The organism is Polystyrenella longa (genome assembly GCF_007750395.1).
Taxonomy (GTDB): Bacteria; Planctomycetota; Planctomycetia; order Planctomycetales; family Planctomycetaceae; genus Polystyrenella; species Polystyrenella longa.
Window position 1 is genome coordinate 5,337,243 of the sequence record NZ_CP036281.1, and the last position, 24,160, is coordinate 5,361,402.

At 49.9% G+C, this 24,160-nt stretch carries 16 protein-coding genes; 6 read left to right on the forward strand and 10 right to left on the reverse strand.

Going from position 1 to position 24,160, the window contains the following annotated elements:
* On the reverse strand, nt 1-2,373 hold the full coding sequence (locus Pla110_RS19690) for a sulfatase-like hydrolase/transferase (RefSeq protein ID WP_144998403.1): 2,373 nt from the start codon (nt 2,371-2,373) through the stop codon (nt 1-3).
* Between the two features lie 180 nt (nt 2,374-2,553).
* Nucleotides 2,554-4,155 (reverse strand): arylsulfatase, encoded by a 1,602-nt coding sequence (locus Pla110_RS19695; RefSeq protein ID WP_144998405.1) that lies wholly within the window; start codon nt 4,153-4,155, stop codon nt 2,554-2,556.
* Between the two features lie 1,041 nt (nt 4,156-5,196).
* Between Pla110_RS19695 and Pla110_RS19700 the strand changes: the two genes are divergently transcribed.
* From Pla110_RS19700 to Pla110_RS19710, 3 genes are all read left to right on the forward strand, one after another.
* Nucleotides 5,197-7,983: a hypothetical protein gene (locus Pla110_RS19700; RefSeq protein ID WP_144998407.1), complete on the forward strand. Its 2,787-nt coding sequence runs from the start codon at nt 5,197-5,199 to the stop codon at nt 7,981-7,983.
* A 109-nt stretch (nt 7,984-8,092) separates the two neighbouring features.
* A complete protein-coding gene (locus Pla110_RS19705) occupies nt 8,093-8,554 on the forward strand; it encodes a TadE family protein (protein ID WP_144998409.1) in 462 nt (153 codons plus the stop codon).
* A 120-nt stretch (nt 8,555-8,674) separates the two neighbouring features.
* Nucleotides 8,675-10,030: a pilus assembly protein TadG-related protein gene (locus tag Pla110_RS19710; RefSeq protein ID WP_144998412.1), complete on the forward strand. Its 1,356-nt coding sequence runs from the start codon at nt 8,675-8,677 to the stop codon at nt 10,028-10,030.
* Nucleotides 10,031-10,090: 60 nt separating this feature from the next.
* Here Pla110_RS19710 and Pla110_RS19715 read toward each other — a convergent pair whose 3' ends face one another.
* From Pla110_RS19715 to Pla110_RS19725, 3 genes are all read right to left on the reverse strand, one after another.
* Complete coding sequence (locus Pla110_RS19715; RefSeq protein WP_197440317.1) at nt 10,091-11,335, reverse strand: FG-GAP repeat domain-containing protein; 1,245 nt, start codon at nt 11,333-11,335, stop codon at nt 10,091-10,093.
* A 74-nt stretch (nt 11,336-11,409) separates the two neighbouring features.
* Entirely contained in the window at nt 11,410-13,029 is a 1,620-nt protein-coding gene (locus tag Pla110_RS19720) for a hypothetical protein (RefSeq protein WP_144998416.1), read from the reverse strand.
* A 66-nt stretch (nt 13,030-13,095) separates the two neighbouring features.
* On the reverse strand, nt 13,096-13,794 hold the full coding sequence (locus Pla110_RS19725) for a FadR/GntR family transcriptional regulator (RefSeq protein WP_144998418.1): 699 nt from the start codon (nt 13,792-13,794) through the stop codon (nt 13,096-13,098).
* Between the two features lie 164 nt (nt 13,795-13,958).
* On the opposite strand from Pla110_RS19725, the gene Pla110_RS19730 reads away from it, so the two are divergent.
* From Pla110_RS19730 to Pla110_RS19740, 3 genes are all read left to right on the forward strand, one after another.
* On the forward strand, nt 13,959-15,566 hold the full coding sequence (locus tag Pla110_RS19730) for a glycoside hydrolase family protein (protein WP_144998420.1): 1,608 nt from the start codon (nt 13,959-13,961) through the stop codon (nt 15,564-15,566).
* Nucleotides 15,567-15,630: 64 nt separating this feature from the next.
* Entirely contained in the window at nt 15,631-16,377 is a 747-nt protein-coding gene (locus Pla110_RS19735) for an RraA family protein (protein ID WP_144998422.1), read from the forward strand.
* Nucleotides 16,378-16,580: 203 nt separating this feature from the next.
* Nucleotides 16,581-17,795, forward strand: a complete 1,215-nt coding sequence (locus Pla110_RS19740; RefSeq protein WP_144998424.1) for an alpha-amylase family protein — start codon at nt 16,581-16,583, stop codon at nt 17,793-17,795.
* A gap of 64 nt (nt 17,796-17,859) precedes the next feature.
* On the opposite strand, the gene Pla110_RS19745 is transcribed toward Pla110_RS19740, so the two are convergent.
* From Pla110_RS19745 to Pla110_RS19765, 5 genes are all read right to left on the reverse strand, one after another.
* Nucleotides 17,860-19,815 carry a DUF4838 domain-containing protein gene (locus Pla110_RS19745; protein WP_197440318.1) on the reverse strand — a complete coding sequence of 652 codons (1,956 nt, stop codon included), beginning with the start codon at nt 19,813-19,815 and terminating at the stop codon, nt 17,860-17,862.
* Nucleotides 19,816-20,063: 248 nt separating this feature from the next.
* Complete coding sequence (locus Pla110_RS19750) at nt 20,064-20,900, reverse strand: sterol desaturase family protein (RefSeq protein WP_144998429.1); 837 nt, start codon at nt 20,898-20,900, stop codon at nt 20,064-20,066.
* A gap of 124 nt (nt 20,901-21,024) precedes the next feature.
* A complete protein-coding gene (gene dsrP, locus Pla110_RS19755; protein ID WP_144998431.1) occupies nt 21,025-22,296 on the reverse strand; it encodes a sulfate reduction electron transfer complex DsrMKJOP subunit DsrP in 1,272 nt (423 codons plus the stop codon).
* 11 nt (nt 22,297-22,307) lie between these two features.
* Nucleotides 22,308-23,297: a 4Fe-4S dicluster domain-containing protein gene (locus Pla110_RS19760; protein WP_144998433.1), complete on the reverse strand. Its 990-nt coding sequence runs from the start codon at nt 23,295-23,297 to the stop codon at nt 22,308-22,310.
* Nucleotides 23,290-23,976, reverse strand: a complete 687-nt coding sequence (locus tag Pla110_RS19765) for a cytochrome c3 family protein (RefSeq protein WP_144998434.1) — start codon at nt 23,974-23,976, stop codon at nt 23,290-23,292. The genes Pla110_RS19760 and Pla110_RS19765 overlap by 8 nt, the downstream gene beginning before the upstream one ends.
* Between the last annotated feature and the right edge of the window lie 184 nt (nt 23,977-24,160).

Sequence of the window (24,160 nt, forward strand, 5' to 3'; positions counted from 1 at the left end):
CTACTTCAATTTGACGTTGAGGCTTTGGATCTTGCCATTGAACTCGAATGGTTTTTTGTCGAAATATTTAAGAGAGACGGGTGAACCGAGATCGACCCCTACGTCGAACGTTTCCGTGGCAGTAAATGCTAATGGTACGGTGTAGGGAAGTTTCACTTGGGCGACATCCTTTCCATCAACCTGCATTGTCACGGTACCTGGCTTGCCGGGACCTGCTATCTCGGTGATGACTTCGATCGTATGCTTTCCAGCCTTCAGCGGCTTCTGGCTGCGGACTTCGTAGTGATCAACAATCAGCAAATTGTATTCGTAAACAAGATAGCCCTCTTCCATATAGACCGACAAACCACCGCCGGCGCCGCCTACTGCGTACAGGACTCCGTTTGATTTCTCTTTCAACTCAACGTCGATTTTGACGACATTGCTTTCTCGCCCCAACCCGGGAGCGGTGAATTCGGGCATTCGCCGTGTGTTCTGGGTAAAGGTCCATTCTGTATAGGGAGTCTTACGAATGTCTTCCGGATGAATTCGCAACCAGAGCCCCGCTCCGATCGGAAAGTCTTCATTCTCTGCGGCAAGTTTCAGGAACTCCTGTTTTAATTCCTTCAGCTTCTCCGGGTTCTGTTTGGCCAGGTCATTGCTTTGAGAGAAATCTTCATCGAGCTTGTACAATTCCCAGTCATCTGTGGCGGAGTCCCAGCTTTTTATCCGCGGGGCCGATGCGGGGGTATTCCAGGGAATGAACGGCCCGAAAACGCAGGCAAACCAGCCATCTTTGTAGATTGCGCGGCTGCCATTGTTATCGAAGAACTGTACGTCTTTATGAGTCGGTTCATCCGCCTGATCGAAGGTATAAGCGAGACTGACCCCGTCCAAGGGAATCTGGTCGTGTCCATGGACGACCTTGGGAGGTGTAATATCAAGCACGTCATAAATCGTCGGTGCGATATCGATAACGTGATGAAATTGAGAGCGAGTCGCTTTGTCCGGTTTGATCCGTTTCGGCCAGGAAATCACCATGGGGTTCCGCGTTCCGCCAAAGTGCGATCCCATTAATTTAGTCCCTTTGAAAGGGGTGCTACCAGCCCAGGCCCAGCCCGCATGATACATGTTGTCGGTTTTAGGCGTTCCCAAGGCATCCAATCCACCAATGCGATCCAGCGCGGCAATCTGCTGATCAACTGTAGTGGGGATATTGTTCTGTGCCAGGAGTTCGCTGACGGAACCCCGTTGCCCTTCCGCACTCGATCCGTTGTCGCCGAAGATATAGAAGATCAACGTATTCTCACGGATACCGCGTTCTTCAAGTCCTTCTACTAAACGTCCTACCTGGTGGTCAGTGTGTTCGACGTATCCTGCAAAGATTTCCATTAGTCGTGTCTGAAAGGCGCGTTGTTCCTCTGGAATACTGTCCCAGGACTCTAACGTTTCATCACGAGGGGTCAGCTTGGTACCAGCAGGAATAATCCCCATCTCAATCTGCCGCTGATGAACACGTTCCCGATAGGCGTCCCAACCGCCGTCGAATTTTCCTTTGTACTTTTTTGACCACTCAGAAAAGACGTGATGAGGTCCATGAACTCCCCCTGGCGCCCAGTACATTAAGAAAGGTTTGTCAGGAGCATACGCTTGTTGATCATCGAGCCATTTGAGCGATTGGTTAACCAGGTCTTCGGTCAGGTGATAGTTCGGATCTTCCGGTGGTTCGATATGAGTATAGTTCTCCGTCAGCCGGGGTTCCCATTGAGAAGTTTCTCCTCCCAGAAACCCGTAGAAGTGCTCGAACCCGTAACCGTTTGGCCAGCGGTTCTTGGGGCCGATCATGGTGGTCTCGGTCGCGGGAGTGTTATGCCATTTACCGAATGCCGAAGTGTGATACCCGTACTCTTTCAGGGTCTCCGCGATGGTCGCTGCCGATTTAGGAATCGTACCTGTGTAACCGTCGAATGCGACCGCTCTCTCGGCAATGGTTCCCGAACCGACTCTTGTGTGATTTCTACCCGTTAAGAGAGCCGCGCGGGTCGGCGAGCAGATAGATGTAGTGTGAAAGGTGTTATACCGAATACCCTCATTCGCCAAACGCGTGAGCGAAGGAGTACTCACCTCACCACCAAAAGTATCCGCAATTCCAAACCCGACATCATCGAGCAGGATAATGAGAACATTGGGAGCATCTTCAGGAAGATGCTGCGGCTGATCGGGCCACTTCATTTTGGAATCCTGAAGCCTGGGCTTGGTAATGCTCTCCATCTCCGGAGCTGGAAAAGGAAGCACAGAGCCATCTGTAGGAAGCTCATTGGCTATAAGCGAATCTTGACCGGATAAGGCCAGATAAGAACAGAGAAACAGAACCGCGATCAGCTTATTCAACATCGATTATTCTTTTCTGTAAATCAGAGATGTTCTGGTTCCAACTTCACATTTCAAACGTACGTCTTGTGGCCACGAACTTAGTTTGCCATTCCATTAGCGATTCTAAAACCTTCTGATGGGTTATCATTACCCATGATGTACAGGCTCTTAGACAGCCTCAACCAGGATTCAGAAGGGGTTCTATAAGCCAACTTCTTTAGGCGGATACTTTTTGAAAGTAGCCGCATGGGTTTTCAACTTTCCGAGCACGGTCGCCAGCCAGGCGTTTCGCCGGTGTCCCACGGGGGATTGTTCTTTCGGATCGATATAAAGATTGAACAACCAGGGAGCGAGTCCGACGTCCTGTAATGTGGAGTAGTCGATGTGCATATGGGTTGATTCTGGCAAAACTACTTTCACATGAACTTTGTATTCACGCATTCGGCAGGACATCAATTGATTCCCCCACCAGAAATAAACCGCGTCCCGTTTTGAAGCTCCTTCATCATGAATTAAAAAGGATGTTTGATCGATGAAGTCGTAATAACGGTCGCTTGCCAGAGTATCGGTTGAGACGCCGGCCAGGTTCAAGGACGTTCCAAACAGGTCCATTAAATCAAAGAGGTCGTCACTTTCACGGCCCGCCTTAATCATGCCTTTCCAATAGGCAATTCCAGGAACGCGAACGCCTCCCTCAAAGGTGGTTCCTTTCGCTCCGCGGAAAGGGGTATAACCAGCGTCGGGCCATCCATCCATTTGCGGACCGTTGTCACTGGTAAAGAAGATGAAGGTGTTTTCCAGTTCGCCAGCTTCATCGAGAGCTTTAACGATTTCGCCAACATGAAGGTCGACTTCGGCAACGGCTTCCTTGTAGTAATATTTAGCCGCGCTGAGAGTTCCGAGATCCGGGTTAGGGAAGTTGTCGCAATGAACTTTCATGAAGCAGTGTTCAATAAAGAAGGGTTGGTCTTTCTTCGCCAGTTCTTTGATTCGCTGGACAGTAAAGTCGGCCAGTCCTTTCTCCGCCCGTCCCATGTCTTCAATGGATTGGATCTGGCTTACTTTCTCGGTGCGGCCTCCTTTGAATCCGTGAATCAAATGATCGTCCGGAGCGATGGCTTCAAATGCCCGCATTCTTTCGGGATCATTTACCAGATCGGGAAAACGTCGAGCGTCATATCGTTGAGAAATCTCTTTCTGAGCCGGGTAATACCCGTAGTACTCATCGAAACCAATATCATGAGGACGCATCCCCGTAGGTTCGCCGACGTGCCACTTCCCTGTTAGCAGAGTAAAGTAACCGGCGTCATTCAGCAGCGACGGAAGACTGACCTCATCAGACCAGGGGTTTTGAGTCAGTTTATCTCCAGCCAGGATGGGTCGAGTTAAACCTGTCCGGCGAGGAAGACGACCGGTCAGAATCGCAGATCGTGTGGGTGTGCAGGTTTGCTGAGAGTAACAGGAGGTCAGTTTGAGCCCTTCCCGAGCGAGGCGATCGATATTCGGCGTCGCCGCTCCAATGGCGGCACCCCCTCCAAAACAGCCGGGATCGCCATAACCCATATCATCAACAACCAACCACAGAATATTGGGCTTCTTTCCTGTCTGCTTTTGCAGATCAGCCATTTTTTTGGTGACTGCCTTATCTTGCTCCGGCCTGGGTATCGCAGGTTCAAAGTTGTCGAGCGTCCGAACAGATCGGTCTAACGAAGGGGATTGACCATAGGATACAGAGAGAAAAAGCAACAGCACACAAGAGGTCGTCAGTGAGACCACTGTACTGGAGAGGCGAGAGAGGGGCATAAGTTTTTCATTCACGAGCGTTAGCGCGTTATCGGCTGAGACCGATTCCTCATGGTCGCAACGGAGCAGTCAATTCATCTCGTGAATCCATCATCAGAGAAACAGTTGCCGGTTGCATCGCAAACAAGTCGTCAAGAAAAACGACATCGAAACAATTGCTAACCAGTCGATGGCCCTATCATCTCAAGCTAGCTCTTTCCGGGAGTAATGTCAAACAATCCGCAGGCCCAGTTCATCGTATTTTCATGGATGCCGGCTCGAAAGATTTCACGTTTTTAAGGACGAAGCATTAGGGAATCATGGCCAAGACCTATAAAGATCATTTCCTGTCTTTCATTACCTGGGATAGAACATTTCCACTGGTTGTTCACGATAAGGCAAAATGACCAGTCTCAAGCGATGTGAATCAAACTTTAAAAGGATTCATTTTTCATTCATTCAAGTACGAAATTCAGTCTGGAAATTCGGCGATCCACTTTATTTATTTGGACGCGACGAATCAGTTTTTTAAACCAAATCCTGAAGTGAGGCATACCACTTAAGTCAAAGACCTTAAGTTATTCCAGTGTTGTTTATCCACTTTATAACCGCCTGCTGATTAACTCTTTACGCGAATCCAAATTCACCTTACGGCTAACACCTCATTTCAATTTGTTTGGTTTCTAACAGATAACCATGGAACGCATCAATAGACCGTCTGTCTAGTCTGGAGTGACTCTCCTGACTCGTCGATATCATGTGGTAGGTTTGCTCACACAAGACGAGACTACGTCTGCGAAAACATTTCATATCAAAGTTCGACGAGATTCTCTGGAAGTCATCACCACCTCCCAGTTCCTTCGAGTCTAAAACTCTGACGAGTATCCATTCGAGATCGGCACACGAGCCTAAAGGCCAGGTATGTTCTTCTACCTAACCAAAGTGGTCACCAGAATAGTTTCCTTATGGAAGATATTCGAACAGCACAGTCGTCGGCGACGCTTGGCTCACATCCCTACGACCAATATGTGCTCTTCTGTAGAGTGCTTTGAATCGAGACTGATGTTATCCGGAACAACTCTGATCGGAACCGCAGGTGATGATGTCTTCGAAATCAGTTTCACAGACGACATGCTAAATGTCACCCTCAACGGAAACAGTTCGCAGATTAGCCTGGATGGAATCAGCGAGATCAATCTGGATGGAGGAACTGGAAATGACACCCTCCAATTCACCGGAAAGTCGTTGGATGAAGTCTACACGTTCTGGTCCGGACAAATGTTGTATGAAATTGATGGACTCACCTTTGAGAGCCTTAATGTGGAAGAGATCGAAGTCGATGGTGGAACTGGTACCGATCTCGCCAAGTTTTACGATTCCGAAGGGGACGATGACACCACGATCAGCGCCACTTCAATAACCATGACGGGCTCTGGTTATTCCAATACAGCAAACAACATCAGTAAGACTTACTCTTACGGTAGCTGGGGAGTAGACACTGCGACCTTCTCCGATAGTTTGGCCGACGAATATTACGTGGCAAAATACAACGAATCCTTTATGTCGTCAGACAGTTACCGACATTACGCAGTCAATTTCGACGTTACGGTAGCAACCTCTTCCGCAGGCGGCAATGATCGTAGCTGGTTCTATGACTCGCCTGGCGATGACGAATTAACGATGACCAGCACTCAAACAGTACTGACGGGACCGGGGTTCAGCCATACCGCGAACGGGTTCTACCGAGTTGATGTTAATGGAATCAATGGAGGAACGGACAGCGCCACCCTGCAAGATACCGTTGATGATGATCGAGGCACTGCCTCTCTCGACTTCGCCATTTTATCCGGGACGGGGTTTTATAACCGCGTAAACAGTTTCGACTCGGTGATTCTAAACGCCACCAATGGGGGAACGGACCGACTGGAATTGAATGGCACTGATGCTGACGAGACATTCACGACTACTGGTCTTGAAGCCATCCTCACGGGATCGGGAATCACAGTGACCGGCAACTCGTTTGATACCGTTTTGGCAAAAACTGGGTTTGGTGTGGGAAATGATGTTGCCATCTTCAACGACACGGCCCAGAACGATCTGTTTAAAGGTTATGCCGATTACGCCTATATGAGTTCGACGACGTATATCAACTACGCGTACGGATTTGACTCGGTCACGGCCACTTCCTCGAATGGAGGAACAGACAAGGCGGTGCTTGCCGATTCCACGGATGATGACACACTCGCCATGGCTCCCACCAGTGTGACGCTTTCCGGGACGGGTTTCAGCAATACCGCCGATGGTTTTTCGCGGGTCGATGCCTATTCGACACAAGGGGGAACCGATACCGCCACGTTCACTGACTCTGCGGGAGACGACAAAAGCCGAGCGGCTTCCAACTACGCCTACATGTATACTTCCAGCTATCTGAACTTTGCTCGACAATTTGAAGAAGTCGAGTACATGGCAGAAAATGGAGGACTGGACTCGCTCTATCTTTTTGACTCCTCTGGCGACGACACCTTCACCGCTTCTCCTACAGCGGCGAGCATGGGCGGAGCTGGATTCAGTGTTACCGGTTCTGGATTTGATCGCTACATTGCCTATGGCAACAACGGAGGAGATGACACCGCCAACTTGACCGATTCCGCAGGCAACGACACCTTCTCAGCTCACCCGACCAAAGCAATCCTGACAACGACCTCGGTCACAATTTACGCTTTCGACTTCGACACGGTGAATGCATATTCGAATACGGGAGGAACTGATCGCGCCTATCTCTATGACTCAGCAGGTGATGACACATTCACAGCCACAACTACGACTGGCAGCATGACGGGTACCGGATTCTCGAATAATGCTCACAATTTCGATCGCGTAGATGGAATTGCCAGTAATGGAGGAAGCAATGACATTGCGAATCTCTACGACAGTTCAGGCGACGACACCATCTACTTGAAGCCCGACTACTCGGCGATGCTCGCCAGTTCCTTTTCGAGTTATGCATATAGTTTTGACCGAGTGAACTCGTACACTCCCAATGGAGGCACTGACCGGGCTCGCTTTTATGACTCCGCGGGATCGGACGTGATGACAACCCGCCAGACCGAAGCCAGCATGACAGGTACCGGATTCGCCAACTATGCGTACGGAAACGAAATCTTCCTCGCCTATTCGGACGCCGGAGGAACAGACACCGTCCACCTGTACGACACTACGGGAGACGATGTTTATGAAGGCCAACAGACGACAGCATCGATGCTCAGCACAGGCGTCTCCAGCTATGCTTACGATTACGAAAATGTCTACGCTTATGCCTCAACAGTCGGCGGTAATGATACCGCAACCTTATATTCAATGAATTCCTCCGACGAATACACTGCCGCTTCCGACAGCGCCGAAGTCGACAACTCCGGCTTGGGACTGCTCTCTCGTGTGGAGGGATTCGAGAATATCGCCCTTTATGCCGACGAGGATGGCACTCTGGATATGGTCGACACCGCTGGCAATGACGCGTTCATCTTCCGTCCCGATTACCTGGCCGTGAGCAACGCGACGAGCCAAACCCAAATCTGGGGAGCTTCGAATGTAAGGGCCTACAGTAATACCGGTGGCAGTGACTCTCTGACGATCTATGACTCCGTCGGTATCGACTCGATCGACTTCCGGAATGATCGCGTCGACGTCTTCTATGGATTACTCTTCTTTGACACACTCCGTATTGATGGAGCGAATCTAACCGACGTTTACCTCATCGGAGGAAATGGTGGGATCAACACTTATCAACTGCTGCAATCCAGAGACTACGACATCCACAACCAGGGAGGTTGGCTATTCAGTCTAATTTAACACTTCTAATAATCACTTCCTTACCCATCACGATTACGACAATCTAGCAAACAACATTTCAGCATTGAATCACTTCCATGTAAACCACATTAAGAGACGAGCCCCCCCCATGAAGATCATAAACATAACCTCACGAAGGAAGACGTCGTGGATCATCGCACATCCCTCTCGCACCGGTGCTGCATTAGTGGAGTTCGCCATCGTCTTACCACTTTTTCTGATGATCGTATTTGAAATTGTCGAATTCGGACTCATCATGTCATGCCAGCAACTTATGACGACCGCGGCCCGGGATAATTGTCGAAGGGCTGTTATCTCTGGCTCTTCCACCGAGAGTATCGAGAAAACAACCCGAGAATTCTTGTCAACAAATATCACGCATGATGAAGAAGCAATCACCGTCAACATTTCAATTGAGCGAGAAGAAGCAGACAACCAACTTGAAAACGCCATCCCGGGGGACATCGTCACTGTGGAGACGATCATCCCAGCCAGCAAGATCTGCTCTGTCCCATTCAGCGTCTTCAGTTCCTATACCTTACGAGGCGTCTGTTCGATGGTGCATGAATAACTGAATCTATTTTGTATTCGAAATTAACCTGACCATTCGATCCTGTTCGAGAATCTAACCCCCCTGGAGAAAGTCATGGACAGACTGTTCCGTCATTACCCCTAAAGTGACAGTAACATCATGATTCAATATTCCCGTCAGACTAAAGCCAGGCCAGAAACCCGAAAAGGAAGTATCCTTCCTCTGACAGCATTCTTCATCGTGATCTTGATGATGATCACGGCTCTGGTGGTGGACATCGGGATGATCGCCGTTACCAGTGGTCGCCTCCAAACGGCCGCCGATGCAGCGGCATTATCTGCCGCACAAACAGTTGCAAATGAAATGAAATACGTGGATGGGTCTCACCACGACAATTATCAAGCAACGGAATGTGCTATCAAAATCTGTCAACTACATGCTGGGGCAGACATGCATCAGCATCTCAGATTGCTACCCACGGACATCATTTACTCAAGATCGTCCGACAGGCTTGACTCCCCCCTCAACGTCGTACAAGCAACCGTCCGTCGCGACGACATGGCGAATGGTTCGATACCGATGGCCTTTTCCCCTGTCATCGGAATAAAGCAGACGAACTTAGAGCGAACCGCGAAAGCAGGATTTTTCCCGGCGGGAGGAATAGGGGCAGGGGCTAAGATTCTGCCCATCGCCGTCGACGCCACGATCTGGACTGCGATGCGTCTGGGCAATGACATCACCAATAAAGTCTTACCTTATGACGCCGGCGAATACTTGCACTCCGTCACACCCGGAAAATTAACATCATTGCTGAAGGGACGGCAACGATTGTTAGACAAACTGGGGGTCCCCTTCGATCTTAATGGCAATCCGTTGATGATTATGGACCGGCGATGCTGGCACCCGGACAGTCAAACCGTAACTGATGGTCCCGATATGTTGTGGGAAGGATTATTCCTGCCTCATCAATTCGAACAAACAAAATTATTCGGTTCCATTCTCAAACCGTTGACGCGAATCCAATACATTCCTGGGAACATGGTTGTACTTAATCTGAGCAGTCAGGAAAACTGGAAGCTGGGCGCCGGACTCGGCACACTGGAACGACAAATCGTTACGGGACTCGACTTCAATGATGTAGCGGGCGTCAACGAAATGAATGGAAAGAACTCAGAATATTTATCGACGCCGTTCGTCGCGCAGGGAATGTACCAATTACCGGGCGCCTTGGAAGATGAATTACGAGACTCAATTGGTAAACCACGAATCATTTTTTTATACGCAACGATTCCTGGTGTTCTTACTACAGTTGGGGACTTACTGCAATTTCCAAGTAAGTTTGTCATCGTCGGATGGGTCGGTGGTGTGATCACGGATGTGGAATTCGACGCGCTCGTGCATTACGTCAAAATCCAACCCGCTCCCTATTTCGATTTCTCCCTGAAGCGGGCAACCGGCGAAGAAAGCAACGATTTCTCCAGCGGCGTCTTCGCGGGACCTCATCTGATTGAATAAAGTCCCACGAGAAGACTGTCTCGAACTGACTAGTCATTCTATCAGCATGTCTCCCGCTATTTATTTCGTCGGACGTCCTTCGTTTCTCCACCAACGAACTTCGACACTTCCCCGTTCGGCACAGGCGATGATGTCTGGCTTTCCGTCACCATTCATATCCGCGACGATCACCTGATTGGCACTGCGCCAATCTTCTTTAAGCAGGTGTATTTTCCAGTTCTCTTTTGGGTCGCCTGTATTTTCAAACCAGGCGACTCGTCCCGGGTTTCGCCAGGTTGTCGCCACAACATCGACGTCGCCATCGCCGTCCAGATCGCTGGCCGTCGCTTCGAAAGCATCGTCAAAGTTCTTTTTGATGATGTGCTTTTTCCAAGGACCACCACGGGGATTGTCGTTCTCGTACCAGACAACCTGACTGTCTTCTGGATTCTGCGAATCAGTTTTGTCGGTGGAACCGGGAAGGTAGAGGAAACCGAGCGCGAGGACGACATCGAGATCGCCGTCTCCATCCATATCGACAGGATTTCCATGGACGGGACAATTCGATTTATCGTCAATAATGTGTTTGGTCCAAGTCACCCCTTCGTCCGTTTGGGTGTTCTCGTACCAAGCCGTTTGATCGATACCGCGGGCCGTTCCCAACAGGTCCGCATCGCCATCGCCATCAAAGTCGGCAGCTCGCATCGTGCGAGTTTCTCGCACGTCTCCTTCAATGAGATGCTTCTTCCATTCTCCGTTTTCTGGATCTCCTGAATTCTCAAACCAGGCGTACTGGTTACCCAATATCCAACTGGAACCGGCGACATCGAGATGGCCGTCGTTGTTAAAGTCGGCGAGTGCGACATCGTAAGCACCTGGCAGCTGAGTGGTAATCACATGCCGCTTCCAAAGTTTTCCGTCCGTTGGGGAGCCACTGTTTTCAAACCACAGTAGATGGCCATGCAGGTTTTTCACGATGACGATATCCAGATCACCATCGTTATCGACATCCCCTACCAAGTGTCGTTCTAAACGCTCGGGGTCTTCCTTTTGAATCACATGTTTCTTAAAGGAGCCTTTACCATCATTCTCAAACAAATACAGTTTGTTATGGGGTGTGTAATCGGCACTGGAGAGATCGAGATCTCCATCCTGATCAAAATCGGCGGCAGCAATTCCATAAGCGTAAGCATAGTCACCTGCGATTAAATGCTCCGAAAACTGAATGGAAGCCTTCTCTTCACTCACCGCATAGGATGTCAGAGACGCGGCGACGACCATAAACATCACGAAAGACAAGAATCTGGAAACGTTAAGAACAGGCATGGTATTCATTCCCGGGGGAGGTGACAGAATGTTACTCAATAACAAGGATTTCAATCGAACCACATCCAGCTTACTCAATTACTCACATAAAGTGCAAAGAACTGAGCCTCGCCCCCTTCAGGAAGAAGGACTCGAATGGAATAAGGCTTCTTCAGGTTAATAATTCCCGAGTTCGATTTCGGCCAATTCACGACCTGGTGAAATCCGGATTCAGAAACAGTTCCCGCATCACTTCCCGAATATCCGGGAATGGGTTGGCTCAATTCATCAAGAAGTTCGATACGAATCGAGCTGTTCGCATCAATCTGATCTACGTTTAGAATGACTTTGGTCGATTTCCCTTCAGGCTCTACAGGAGCAGTGACGAATCGAGCTTCCCGTTCGGAATTAAAGGCGGATAGAAATCCAAAACGATCCCGTTCTACAGAGACGGCCCCGACTCCACCACGAGGAGGATAGCTCGGTTTCGTCAGGTCCCAGGATCCGTAATAAACGTAGGTCCGGTCACCAATGTGGTGGAAGCCTTGTCCCTGTAGTAAACCACCCTCGTCCCATGACCCCTCTTCTCCTGCCGAGATGAAGACATAGTCTCGCTCCGGTTCCCGAAAATGAATTCCGTTGTTACTCAACATAAATCCGAGATCGAGACCCCGTTCCTGCCATTTCTGGGCTCCGTGCCATAACCCGTATACCCCTAACTGCACATTTCCCCGATTCCAGATCGAAGAGGCCAGATGAGCCTCTTCGTCTTCCGAGACCTTACCGACTTTGCCAATCGCCGTTCCGCGAATGAAACCGAGAGCGGTTGATTCTTCCCAGTGGATCAAGTCACGGGATCGCAACGTCACCATCACCCGTCCCACACGTTTGCCATCGGGTTGCCAGACGGAAGGAGAAAACTGCTGACCGGGGAGGTGGTACATGCCGTTATATTTGAAAAGTCCCCCTTGCTCAAAATTAATCGAGGGTAGAATCAAATCTTCCTCAGGCAGGTATCCCTCCTCAAAGTGAAGTGGAGTTGGACTACGCCAGGAGAGACCGTCTTCGCTGAACAGGGTGATCGTTGACGATCCTTTGCTTCCCTCAACATAGGCAGAGACTGTTAGCAACATCTTGAACTGCCGAGTTGGATCGGGGTCGTCTTCTTCGTGAATGACAATCAGATGGATACCCGCCACGTCCGGAGGATCAATCAACACCAGGTTGTTGTTCTTCGATCCGTTGTACTCTACGAGACCCAGGTTTGGTTTGCGCCAATGAATTCCGTCGTCACTTTCGGCATAGGCAGGTCTCAACCCGGAAAACCCTTTTCCTTTTTTGATCAATTCCAGCGATTCGTTGTCGGCTGCGATGTACCAGGTTTTGTAGAGGCCATCGTGCTTGATCGTTGAGCCATAATACTGAACCGCCCATTCATCCACGGCCCCCTTCTCACCACGTGGAATCAATGGGTTGGACGCATGTTTCTCCGGCTTGACCATCGTCAACTTCAGGTTGTTCTTCCACGGGATGCTGTGATCGTCGAAAGCGAATAAAGTTTTCTCGGAGGTGCTTTCCTTTTCATTACCTAATAAGGGCGATGACAGAGTGAGTAGCAAACTGACCTGTGCCATCAGGACGCAGGAAATGGAACGTATCCAGGGCTTGTTCAGGAAATGAGAGTCTTTAAAAGAGTGAGTTTTAATCTTACTCATAAGATGTGGCCTCGATGATCGTGGTAATGAATGGTGTGATTTATTCAGACGGAAATCTATTGATGTTTATTTCAGCAAGGCAGGGGACTCTACCCACTCTCTCGATTGCATCTGCATCATGGTGCGTGCCCGATTCGAGTCTCCGTCCCGAATCGCCTGAGCAAGTTCCTGATGTTCCCAGATCATTCGGTCGCCATAGGAACCATCGGACTTTTGATCCTTATAGGCGGATTCAAAAAAGCTGACGAGTACTTTCTGCATACCGGCGATGAGTTCCGAACCGGTCATCTTTAAGAGCACCGTATGAAAGGTAATATCCAGTTCGACAATCTTACTGGATTGACCACTATGGATAGCGGCTTCCATTCGATCAGCAACGTCACATAACTCCTGCTTCTGAGCGTCAGAAGAGTTGCGAATCGCCAGATCAATCGCCCCCATCTCGATGGCATAACGCAGCATCGCCAGTTCGGCAATCCCCTGTTCTGAATCGAGAAGAGAGGGCAATCCCATACGAAGTAACTGCAGTGGATCGGGGCGACGGACGACCAGCCCTTTTCTTTTGCGGCCTTCCAGCAATCCAATCGCCGTCAACCGACCGACTGCTTCGCGGGCGACTGTCCGAGAGACGTCGTACTCATCCGCCAGTTCAGCTTCAGTCATGAAGAATTCGCCATCGGCTAACTGCATTGACTGAATGCGTTCGCGCAAGCGCTCCGCGAGATCGCTGGATTGAGTATGTTGAATTACTGATTTTTCTTTCATAATATACTATATAAACTCGTGAAAGATGGTTGTCAATCACATTTGCCAATCGTAACCTCAATTAAATACCATAACTAAAACAAGAAATAGGTGACACAAATATCGCCTTACCTTCATTGGATTTAGACAAGACTGTCCGAACGCCCCCTTGAATGAGGTTTCCCATGCAGAAACGAAGATCACACTCGACTCCGATAATCGCACGTCACCTCCAGAAATTAAACCTGCTTTTAAAGTTTTCGGCATCCTTACTGGTGGTGGGTGGGCTCACCTCTTTTTCCATCGCGACTGCAGCGGACTTCAAACTTCCAGAGCAGAACCTGTCGGTTTCTGATCGTCTGTTGCTACTTGCGATTGATGATCAGTCGTTGCAACCTTCCGATGACGTTCAGTTGAAACTCAATAAACCTCAAGTGCGAAAGCAACCAGTACTCGCTCCAGAAAGCGGAGACGTCTCGGCACCAGATTCGATGGCGTCTCACTTTTATGGCTCCGTCGTTCATCACGAGGGTAAGTATCAGATGTGGTATTACTCGGTTAGTCTGAAAAGAGAGTCCGATAAATTGAAACAGGGGCCTGTCTGCTACGCCGAAAGCGATGATGGAATCCATTGGACTAAACCCAAACTGGGCCAAGTCGAAATCGCTGGCAGCAAACAGAACAACGCCCTTTTACTGCCCGAAGAAATCACTCAATGCGCTGCGGTCATTCTGGATGAAGCTGATCCCGATCCAAATCGGCGTTATAAAATGGTCTACACCGCTTTAACTCACACTTGGGTCTTTCGTCCTGCGACGAGTCCGGATGGAATTCATTGGACCGCTTCGGAAGATTATCCCGTCGATCAATTTTTGGAGATGGGAAGTCTATTGAAGTTCGGCGATCAGTTTGTGGCCCATGGACAGGGAATCGGGAAAGATGCCAATGGCAACCCGGAAGGCCGGCAAGGTTATGCCAGTACCTCTACCAACTTCAGCGATTGGAACAAACAATACGTATCCACATTTCGTTTGCCCGAACCGGACGATATTAAATTACGCGGCTTAGTAGGAGACTATCCCCAAGTGCATTTAGGCATTGGTGCCTCCAGTTTTGGCAATGTAGCTGTTGGCCTGTACGGAATCTGGCATAACCCGCCAATAGACAAACGCCGAAAAAAAGGTTGGTATGGAGCGGGCCTCATTACGTGCGACCTGGGTTTGGTGGTCAGTAATGACGGAGTTCAGTTCCGTGAACCCATCAAAGACAATATTTATATTTCCAGTGAAGAATCGCCTGTGACACCGGTTCCCGGAATCATTGACCCAACAATCCTCTGTCAGGCGAATGGTATCCTTAATGTGGGTGACCAGACTTTGATCTATCATGGTCGTTGGCGTAACGCCACCATCACTGGTAAGGATTACTACGCGGAAGTCGCCCTCGCCACCTTACCTCGCGACCGTTGGGGTAGTCTGCAACTGACTGAAGAGGCCACCTCCGGAAGCATTCTGTCTCAACCCATCACCTTGCCTGCTGGTGAATGCGACATCCAACTCAACGCGGATGAAGTCGAGCACATCACAATTGAAGTTGCGGATGCCAGCGGCGACTTAATCCCCGAGTTCAGTGGAGAGAACAGCGGTACGATCGACGCAACCGAAAAGCACACCGCCTCAGTCAATTGGCCTGCCGGATCCCTTTTTCAACTCGAAGGAAAGACGGTCCAATTACGGATCGGACTGACCAACAAAGCCTCCAAGCTCTATGCGGTTTATCTGAATGCTCCTTAATTGATGCTTCTGAATAACTTCCCCAATTATCATTTTTTACTCTCCCTGTTTTATGAGGTCCTGTATGTCGTCTTCTGAATCCCCTCGATTGCCGGATTTGGAACGGTTGAGATCTTTCGACACGCCCACCGTTTGTAATGCGATTGAATTGTTCGAGTTCCGGTCACCGGCTGAAGGATATATGGATCGCCGGATCGCATCCTGTTTTCCCGAATTGCCCCCCATGGTGGGCTATGCCGCCACGGCCACGTTTAGATCTTCGGTACCCGCCAGCCCTGAGCAAGTCGCTGCTGGATTCTCTTTTCAGCAATTGGAGTCATTTTCTGAATTACCCGGGCCGGCTATCGTGGTCATTGAAGACTTGGACGATCCTCCCGCCGGAGCGACTTTTGGGGACGGGATGTGTTTGACCTATCATACCTTTGGGGCAGTCGGGCTGGTGACTTCGGGAGCCGCCCGCGATATCGACAATGTGCGCGCACTGAAATTCCCCTGTTTTAGTAACGGCGTCATGAGTGGCCACGGACATTGTCATTTCGAAGCAGTCTCGGTCCCGGTCAAGGTCGGTGGAATGACGATTCATCAGGGTGACCTTCTCCACGGAGACTGTAACGGCATCGTCACCATTCCAATGGAGATCGCCGCCGAGATCCCTTATGCCTGCGAAAAATATCTCGAATACGAATCCATCGTTCTGGATCGACTCCGCCAGGGACATTCTGACCTATCGGGCCACAAGACTGCACTCATAGAAATGCAACGATTGCTGGCCGAACTCAAGATTGAACTGAAACGACGGGTTGGGTTGTAAGCTCACACTGACATAAATTTTCCATACCTCCAAGGTCGACGAATTCAGGGTAGTCGCTTTACAGTGTAGGGTGCGGGGCCCGTTTCCGGAGTAACCAGAAAGATACCGCGCTGCCCCTTTTGCTCCTGGCACCTTTATGTTGATGAAAAGAGAACACCGTGATTTATCTTCTTCCCCCTGCTCTCATCCAGAAGCGAACATCTATGGCGTCCTTTCAATTATTGATCACCTGCCTGTTCTCAATAACTTTATTAACTTCGCAATTGACCGCTGAAGAAAACGCCCGACCTTCTCGGTTTATTTACAATTCCGATGCCAACCATGTCTACCACTACATCAAACCACCGATGACAGTGGAGAACCTGCAAGGATATGTGGATGAAGTCGTAGGCACGGGAGTGACGACCTTCTTTGCGTCGCCGAACTGGGGAATGCCCATGGCGTACCCGAGCGAAGTCACCGACATGATCGGTTCGACACTCAGCGAAGAAGAGTTTGAAGAGTACCGGAAAATTGGAGCAGATAAGAAAGTTTCCGCCGAACGAGCTTTTACAAACTATTACAGCATTTACAATAAAGGAATTGATCCGTTCGGGGTCATGATCGACCGGGCGAAGGAACAAGGTCTCGAAGTTTTTATTTCTTATCGGCCGAATGAAATCCACGATGTTCAGAATCCGGACAGTTTGATTGTCTCGAAGTTCTGGCGCGATCACCCCGAGTGGCGTGTCGGGAAGATTGGTGACGAAATCAGTCCTTTGTTCGCCGAAATCATCGGGGGACGAAAAGATCATCCTGTGCATCCCCTCGTCGCTTCCTGGTTTCCCGGAGCACTCAACTTTGCGATCCCCGAAGTTCGCACCCAGCGTCTTGCTGAGATGCGGGAATGCTGTGAACGATATCCTATTGAGGGTTTGGATATCGACCTCCAACGATTTCCGATCTACTTCCCCCAGGATGAAGGACCCGAGCACGTCGCGACGATGACCAACTGGATTCGCGAGGTGCGGGCTATGACTGAAGAAGTGGGTCATAAACGGGGCCGTCCAATTTTGCTTTCCGCCCGTATTATGGCACGGCCCCAGCAGAATCTATCTATCGGTCTCGACCCGGTGACTTGGGCCAAAGAAGGTCTCATCGATTTCGTAGAGGTTTCCCACTACCTGCGAAACGATTTCCCGTTACCCGTCAATGAATATCGCGAACTGATGCCGGCGGACTTCCCTATCTATGCCTCTATTGAGGTCGAAAAGGATCCGGATAATTACCGCCGTATTGCTCGTCATCTTTACGATGAAGGCGCCGATGGCCTGATGATCTTCAACTACTTCACCAGTCGGGAAGGGGGTCGCGAACCCGACTTCACCCTGTTCAAAGAACTAAGTGACCCGACCAAGCTGAAACCGGTTGAACCTTAATTCACGATAAGGCATCGATTACGGAAACCCATTGAGAACCGTATCAAGTCTATTCGCGTTAATCTCACTTCTCCGCGTTAAGAAGTTCCTTAGTGAGAGCGGTGGGTTTGTCGATCCCCAGAGCATCTTTGACTCTGGTGTGCCATCTCCTTAACCCGCGATCATTGGTAAAGGCATAGAGTCCTTCGTCCGGACCCGCCCAATCACGATGAGACAGCAATAGCTCTTCTCGGCGTTCTCCCAATTCGTTGGCTCGTTTCAATAACATCTCCAGAGCAGCAGGGTCATCCCGACGTTCTTTCTTTACGGTCGAAAAGAAATCCATTTTCAAACCGAGGATGGCGACTTCACGATAAAGAGTTAGTAACTCCAGCATAACTCGAGTGTAGTCCTGGCCATGACGGTGGAAACGGACCCGGTCGGCGTATTCACCGGGAGGAACGTTAGCTTCTGCTGCTTTTAGATGTTCCTCGGCGGCATCCACTGTTTCAGGGGGAATTAAACGATCCCATGCGGCGATAACGTTCGCGTAGGCGATGCCCGAAGCATCGATATGACGATCGCGAAGATGCCAGTTTTCATCCAGGGCATCGCTGTAAGTTTCAAAAAAGGCCTGCATCTCTTCTGCCACGGGACCGTAGGCCGACTCGTAGAATTCGTCCATGAGATTCGTTTGGTCGCGGGCAGGATCCCACATCATACGAGTAAGAGCCCAATAATTCGGAGCCATTGCGGAAAAGTTTTTGCTGCCTTCGCCGTAAGCAGCAACAAACCCTTTCTCATGAGCTTCTGCCAGATTTGAAATGATCTGATTCTGATGCAGAAGATGCATATCGTGATAATAGTGATTCCCCCAGCCTTCCCGGACGACCATTTTGGCCCCCAACTTTTTCCAACTGTCGACTTTGTCGCGCCACTCATTCAGGTTTTCTGGATCACGGTGACCTGCACTTTGATAAACAAAAGAGAGATAGAGGTTAGGCTCCAGCTTTTCGATATTCACCGGTGGGCGGTTATAATAAGTGTAGGCAAACATGCCGCACCCCTTATCCGGATTTTGTTCACGAACGCGACGCGCGACTTCGTTAGCGTAAGTAAAGATGCGATCACTCAACTGGACCGTTTTACCGTCGTAGCTCATGATTCCGGGAACATCGAGCGCTTTACAGCGTTCGCATTGGCAGAACCCTCCACCATCACTGGGAGAGATATTCATGATCTGCTGTTTGCCGTTCAAAACATATTCGACCATATGATCGATGACTTCCGGGTTCGTCGTACACATCTGGGGCGGACGCCGTTTTCCACCAACAAGCGCAAACCATTCTGGATGCTGCTCAAAAGATTCGTCCGTTCGGAAGTCGAATGCGTCATACCAGGAGTGCCCAAATACAGCTGACCGAACCCAGCCCAGACGGTTGCGACGCGACCAGCGACGAGCCGCATCGTTATATGTTTTCGTGTGGTAAGTACTCGGATACCCCAGACCAACAGAACGAATTTCAAACGTCGGTTTTTTGCGAATATCAAATTCCGGTAGGGTTAATTCTGAGTTAATCGGAACATGTTCACCGAATTCGCCAGGCCAAAACCAATGCACCCCAAGGTGATCATCCAATAAGGTGTAAGTCGCCAGCATGGAACCAGCGGCTGTCACATTCGACCAGGGATTTCCCAAGCGGTCATCGCCAGCAATCACCACCCCTTGAGGGACAGTCTTCAATAACCATTCCTCTAATTTCCAGGGCGTCAATTCGACTTCTAATACATCCTCCGCGACTGATTCGCCGACGAAAAACGTTAAACCCTCCTCCGCTGGATCAAACTCGCTCCAAGAAACAATCGCAATTGATTGTTGAGTAATCTGACCCACGTAGTTCGAAAGTTCCTCCGCCGCAGCCTTCTGAACTGCCAGGGCTTCGTCGGGAATCACGACTCGGCGATAATCGCTCAGCCGTTGAGGCTCCGCCGCAGTCAGAATTGACGGGGACAACAGAAATAAAAGGATCAGCATTTTCATATCGGGACACCCTGAGTGTGCGGAAACTGGCGTGAGTGAATACGCGGCACTGGTCGTTGATGATTCGTTAATTTTGAATCCTCGACGCATTTCACCTTACTCGGAAGCAAAAGCGATACACAACCCTGGTCCGAGATCAGCCTGTTTCGATAGCACGGAGGAGGAGATTCGTCAGTAGGACGTGCCGATAAAAAAGAAGATATTTCACCGATCACTTTCGTCGGTTTGTAACGAACTCTTTCTGTGCCCTATTTACCGTCACTGTACCGGTTCTCTGGATCAGTGCCAGAACTCCTGTCAAAAGGCAGCTTGAGCATTCCCGGGAGACGGTCTACTTGCTGCTCTTCGCGCAGATGGGAAAGGCCGATAGTCATTCCTTCATGGCCTTCAATCGGTTGATCTCGATAAGTCCCTAACAGGAAATCCCACCAGGGCAAATTGAAACCGTAATTACTGTTTGTTTCCCGGCGTATCACGGAATGATGAACGCGATGCATGTCGGGAGTCACAACAAAGCAGCGGAGAATGCGATCCAGCCAGGAGGGAAGGACGACGTTACTATGATTGAACATCGAAGTTGCATTCAACAGAACCTCGAAGATCACCACCGTCAGAGCCGAAGGTCCCAGAATCACGACTACCGCGAGTTTGAGCAGTGCCGAGAGAAGAATCTCAAACGTGTGAAACCGTAAACCGGTTGTCACGTCGATATCGAGATCCGCGTGATGCACCAGATGTAGTCGCCATAATACAGGAACCGCATGGAACAGCACATGCTGTAGATAGATGGCGAAATCGAGGACAACGACACCCATCATGACTTCAAGCCAAACAGGCCAGTTAACGAGATGCAACAACCCCCAGCTATGAGATTCGCAATAGATCGCTGCCGCAACCGCAGTAATTGGCATGATCACTCTGGACACGATGGTATTCAAAGCAACAAGCGTCAGATTACTTGCCCAGCGGGGCCCCTTGGCTGCACTTAACTTTCGACGCGGGCCAAGAAACTCCCAAGTTGCCATAACCAACAGAACGCCTCCGAAGAGGCCAAGTCTTATATAAATCTCCAGTTGTCCCGGCATGCCATTGGTACTCTCGCGTGGTTGATCGTTTCGCCATAGGAATGGTTTTCAATCTTACCAGTTTAGCAAAGTCTTCGCCCGAATAGACACAACATCAGACCCCTTTGGTGATTCGCACTAGGCACTACCGCGTAGATTCTGTTGCGGGAGCAGGACTTTGGCGATAGACGCTGATCGCCATTTTGAGCAGCACCGTTAGCACCATTAACCCGAAGGCCCAGATGCCGGCGCTCACTTTCCACTCAACCAGGCTGGGAGTGTATTCCACGATTTCATGCAACGTACTGGGAATGAACCCGGGGACGATCAATCCCATTCCCTTTTCGATCCAGGCGCCGATAAATGCGAGAATGCATGCGAAGACTAAAACCCGTTCTCGCTTTAATACGAGCGGACTAAGAAACAGACCCGCGGCAACGATGTTGAATATCATCGCGGTCCAGATCCAGGGAACCAGGGCGTAGTGGCCATGAAGTCCCAGGAAAAGATAATGAGCTGAAGCGGTATGGGATCCTCCCGTGTAAAACTCGGTGAAGACTTCCGACACGACCATGAGCAGATTCACAACAATAGTTACTCGAATAATATTAATCAGCAGACGTGCGGGGGCGTCTTCCAGGCGTTGTCCAACGACATTCTTCAGAATCGAAAACAGAATCAGAATAAAAGCTGGACCCGCAACGAAGGCGCTGGCGAGAAATCGAGGCGCCAACAGGGCCGTATTCCAGAATGGTCTTCCGCCCAGTCCGCAATACAAAAATGCTGTGATGGTGTGAATCGAAATCGCCCAGAAAATGGAAATCATCACGAAGGGGACATACCACTTCGGGTTCGGCTGTCGATTTAAGAATCGCATATAGAGCAGATAACCGCAGATATGTAGATTCAAAAGCAAGTACCCGTTGAGCACAATGACATCCCAGGTCAACATCGACATTGGCCAGTTGAATCGTCCGATACCAGGGATCAGATGCCAGAATCGTTCGGGGCGTCCTAAGTCGACCACGACGAATAACAAACACATCACGATGGCCGAAATCGCGAGGATCTCACCGATGATGACGACGTCATGCATTTTTTTGTCGTGGTACAGATACGCCGGAATCACCATCATCACCCCACCGGCGGCAACTCCAACCATGAATGTGAAGTTGGCAATATATAATCCCCAACTGACATGATCCGTCATGTTAGTGACGATCATTCCCTCGGACACCTGCACTGCCCACGCGTTCGCCCCCACCAGCGCAATCGCAGTGAGCACGAACATCCATGTATAAAACAACAGGCTGCCGTTAGTCGCTTCTCCGAGTCCCCACCAGATAAATCGCGGATAACTACGCACTGGATGAGCCGGATCAATTGGAACGCTGTCAGGACTGGTTAGAGAGGACATAAATTGCACGATCAGTCGAAAAAGTAAAAGAAGCTTGGCTGAGTGCCCAGTTCTTCTTTCAGGACGAAGACACGTTTGTTCTGTAGAACGTAATTAATGGGAGACTCAGGATCATTCAGATCGCCAAAGACACGTGCCCCAGTAGGACAGGCTTCCAGGCAGGCGGGGAGTCGGCCTTCGCGTGTGCGATGCAGACAAAAGTGGCATTTCTCCATCGTCCCCTGCGGGCGAATTCGATTCGAAAGATACCCTTGATCCGGATTCACTTCTTCCGCTGGAATTTCAGGTTGTTCCCAGTTAAATCGCCGTGCGTGGTAAGGACAGGCGGCTTCGCAATACCGACAACCGATACACCAGTTGTAATCAACGACGACGATACCATCGTCTTCTTTCCAGGTTGCTTCTACTGGGCAGACAGTCACGCAAGGAGGATTGTCACATTGCTGGCATTGCACCGGCATATAAAACTTGTCGTCCTGAGGAACAGTGTGGTCGTAGGTGGTATTTCCCTGTTCCATATCCATTGTCCCTTTGGGCATTTCCAGGATACGAATATAAGACTGATCGACGCCCCGATGATGATTATTCTCTTCGTGGCAGGCTTCCATACATTTGCCATTGCCGTTGCACTTGCTAAGGCTAATGGCATACCCATACCGGACGCCGGGAATGGGCTGGGGATCGGAGATCGACACTTCCGCACCGTAAGACTCCTTCGTCTCCTTCTCCATTCGCGTGAATATTTTCTGTTTGTCCTCGTCGGTCAACTCTTTGTAATGACGTTGCAGGAACTCATCTACAGAAACATTTTCTGGAATAACCATGAGAGGAGAAACTGCTTTACCAAACGCAGCCAGGCCCAGCGCGGCCCCTGCCGCTTTCAAGGCCGTGCGGCGCGACGTGGGCTGCCCCAGAATGGGAAGTAGATTCTGATCGGAATCGGGAGTCTGTTTTCCAGAGCTATTAGTAGGTCCATCAGAATTTGCTGGTTCGTTACTCATGGGGCGTCTCCGATTTGTGAGGAGATTCGGAGGTATGGCCGTCGTTCAGGAATCGATCCTTCGGTTTGAACGTAGGAACCATGTGTGGAAACTGAGGTGTATGGGGGTGATGGCAATCGATGCAGTTATTCTTTTTCTGTGGACCGCGAGTACGATCCCAGAAACCGTTCATCCCACCATGAACATCATTTTCGTAGTCTTTCATTTGAGGACCATGACACTGTCCACAGAGCTTCATCACATTCTTAAACTCTACCTTCGCCCCATTGGCCAGTTTAAGGGAGTCGTAGTTTTCAGCATTGTGACAGGAAAGGCAATTCAAGTTGCCATGGGCCATTTTAAGATTGCCGTGAAACTCCTTTAGCTCTGAAGCTGATTTGGTCTCTGGGTTCGGTTTCCGTTTTGTATGACAGGTACCGCAGGTCGCCGTGACCGGATTTCCATTGTCGTCGACGAGTCCCAGATCAATGACAGGAGGCCCACTCGGTTGCCTGATTTCAATCGGGAATAACATTGGCTCAGCAGAGTCCGCTTTATCCGGGACATCCGTATGGTCATCGGTAGTCTCTTCGGCTGAGGCGGCTCCATTCCGAAAAGGATCAAGCGTTAAGACCGTGAGAGCTGTGCCGGCAACCAGGAACAACAGAACGAAACCAATTCGCACAGACCATATCGACATAAGCTGTTTGCGTGAACGTTTTCTCTGCTGCGATGTCTGAGACTTGTACATGTCACTGAACGCTTTCGTGACAACCTTGGTTGCGACAGCTATTCGATCCACTACGAGAAGTGGTCGATTATGAATGGGAGAAAGTGTGTATTAACTCTTCTAAGTGATCGCTGTCAACTGCACGTCATTAAAG

Bases quoted from the DNA above. Each gene is read 5' to 3' on its own strand.
- Pla110_RS19765 (WP_144998434.1), bottom strand. From the start codon at position 23,976: ATGTCGATATGGTCTGTGCGAATTGGTTTCGTTCTGTTGTTCCTGGTT.
- Pla110_RS19700 (WP_144998407.1), top strand. From the start codon at position 5,197: ATGTTATCCGGAACAACTCTGATCGGAACCGCAGGTGATGATGTCTTC.
- Pla110_RS19735 (WP_144998422.1), top strand. From the start codon at position 15,631: ATGTCGTCTTCTGAATCCCCTCGATTGCCGGATTTGGAACGGTTGAGA.
- dsrP (WP_144998431.1), bottom strand. From the start codon at position 22,296: ATGTCCTCTCTAACCAGTCCTGACAGCGTTCCAATTGATCCGGCTCAT.
- Pla110_RS19720 (WP_144998416.1), bottom strand. From the start codon at position 13,029: ATGAGTAAGATTAAAACTCACTCTTTTAAAGACTCTCATTTCCTGAAC.
- Pla110_RS19725 (WP_144998418.1), bottom strand. From the start codon at position 13,794: ATGAAAGAAAAATCAGTAATTCAACATACTCAATCCAGCGATCTCGCG.
- Pla110_RS19715 (WP_197440317.1), bottom strand. From the start codon at position 11,335: ATGCCTGTTCTTAACGTTTCCAGATTCTTGTCTTTCGTGATGTTTATG.
- Pla110_RS19750 (WP_144998429.1), bottom strand. From the start codon at position 20,900: ATGCCGGGACAACTGGAGATTTATATAAGACTTGGCCTCTTCGGAGGC.
- Pla110_RS19745 (WP_197440318.1), bottom strand. From the start codon at position 19,815: ATGAAAATGCTGATCCTTTTATTTCTGTTGTCCCCGTCAATTCTGACT.
- Pla110_RS19710 (WP_144998412.1), top strand. From the start codon at position 8,675: ATGATTCAATATTCCCGTCAGACTAAAGCCAGGCCAGAAACCCGAAAA.
- Pla110_RS19760 (WP_144998433.1), bottom strand. From the start codon at position 23,297: ATGAGTAACGAACCAGCAAATTCTGATGGACCTACTAATAGCTCTGGA.
- Pla110_RS19690 (WP_144998403.1), bottom strand. From the start codon at position 2,373: ATGTTGAATAAGCTGATCGCGGTTCTGTTTCTCTGTTCTTATCTGGCC.
- Pla110_RS19730 (WP_144998420.1), top strand. From the start codon at position 13,959: ATGCAGAAACGAAGATCACACTCGACTCCGATAATCGCACGTCACCTC.
- Pla110_RS19695 (WP_144998405.1), bottom strand. From the start codon at position 4,155: ATGCCCCTCTCTCGCCTCTCCAGTACAGTGGTCTCACTGACGACCTCT.
- Pla110_RS19705 (WP_144998409.1), top strand. From the start codon at position 8,093: ATGAAGATCATAAACATAACCTCACGAAGGAAGACGTCGTGGATCATC.
- Pla110_RS19740 (WP_144998424.1), top strand. From the start codon at position 16,581: ATGGCGTCCTTTCAATTATTGATCACCTGCCTGTTCTCAATAACTTTA.